At 75.7% G+C, this 1628-nt stretch carries 1 protein-coding gene; it reads right to left on the bottom strand.

From position 1 onward, the window contains the following. Window positions 1-1395, bottom strand: a 1395-nt coding sequence (locus AOK23_RS41835) for a hypothetical protein (protein WP_055717625.1), incomplete at its 3' end; no start/stop codon positions are given. Window positions 1396-1628: the final 233 nt, after the last annotated feature.

Raw genomic sequence — 1628 nt, 5'->3', positions numbered from 1 at the left:
ATCGGTCAGCAGCCGGGTCCGCCCCGACGCCTCGGTCAGCTGCAGCACGTCCCAGGACGCGCACCTGCCGGTCCGTACCGCCGGGCTGGCGAACGGCCCCGTCACCCCGTCCTTCGACAGCGCGAGCGGCGCCACCTCCTCCGAGGGCCGTGCCAGATCCCGTACGGCGGCCTTCCGCACCCAAGGGGCCGTCAGATAGCGGACGTTGCCGTCGGCCCGGCCTAGGAGCAGCGCTCCGGCCCCGCCCCCGGTCGCCCCGTCGACACGGGAGAGGTCGAGGGCGGCGACGCCCGGGTTGTCGAGCGGCTCCGCGTAGCGGGCGACGCGCAGGCCGTCGTACAGGAGCACCACCCGCAGGTTGTCGACCTCGCCCGCGTACAGCAGCTGCGGCGGACCGGGCGGCGGTCCCGCCTGGGTGCCGGGGGTCACCGAGGTCTGCACGGACTCGCCGGGGCGGGCCCAGACGGCGAGGGCGCGCCGCAGCAGGTCCTTGTCGCCGGTGAGGTCACCGCGCGCGGGCCAGGTGGAGAAGTCCGTGCGGCCCGTCGCCTCCCAGGCGGTGGCCGCCGCCTTCGTCAACCGGCCCGGATCGAGGGCGGCCTGCGCGGCGGGGTTCCGGGTGTACGGGGGAGCCGCCGCGTCGTCCGGGCCCCACACGTCACCCGGCAGACCGAGCAGCGCCCCGCACATCAGCACCGCGCCGGTCGCGGCCAGCGCGGCCCGCACATGGTGCCGGCGCCGTACGAGATCGGTCGGCCGGGCGTGCAGCGAGCAGGGGTCGAACTCGGGAGAGGTCAGCAGGTCGTACTGCTCGGCCGGTACGGAGGTGGCCTCCGCCAGCGCGGCCGCCGGGTCCTCGGCACCCGCCTGCTCCAGCAGGGTCCGGACCGCGGGGTCGGGGAGCCGCTCCAGTCCGCGCAGCACATACGCGGCACGGGCCGCCGCCGACAGGGCCGACAGCCGCTGGTCCAGGGCGAGTTCATCGGCGCCGCCCGGCCGGGGGAACAGCCGCAGCCCCCACACCCGGGGCAGCAACGGCGGCAGCTGGGACCGCTTGGGCCAGGAGGCACCGCGGAACAGGGGCAGCCCCGCCTCCAGCGCCGAGCGCACGACCCGGAGGCGGACGTAGGCGTACCCCGGATCACGGTCCCGCCCCGTCGCCTGCGCCGGGATCGACGAGGTCGAGCGGCGGCCCCTCGGCAGGGCTCGCTGCGTCAACGAGTGTGCCGTCAGCACCCGCCGGTTCCGGCCCAGTGCCGGGGGCAGCGTGAGGTAGGCGAGCCGTACCAGACGCGGGTAGTGCTCGACGAGGGCGGCCTCCGCCTGGTCGACATCCACCACCGCCTCTCGGTCGCGGGAACGAGCGGGGCGCGGGGCGACATCCTGTGACTGCACGTTCAGCAGAACGAGCGAATGATGAGATGGTCACCTTGCCGCTCCGCTGGGGTGGGGCCGGGCGCCCAGTGGGGGCGCTGTCCGTCGGCGGGTGCGGGTGGTTCGTGGTTTCTCGCGCAGTTCCCCGCGCCCCTGAAAAGCGGCCGGGGCTGCGCCCCGTGCTTTTCAGGGGGAAGGGTGGGCCGCAGGCCCGTCCCTTCAGGGGCGCGGGGAACTGCGCGACCAGCCCCCAC

Origin of the sequence: Streptomyces torulosus (assembly GCF_001419765.1) — a bacterium.
Taxonomy (GTDB): Bacteria; Actinomycetota; Actinomycetes; order Streptomycetales; family Streptomycetaceae; genus Streptomyces; species Streptomyces torulosus.
The sequence above is the reverse complement of the archived record's forward strand: the minus strand, read 5'-3'. Positions and strand labels throughout refer to the sequence as shown.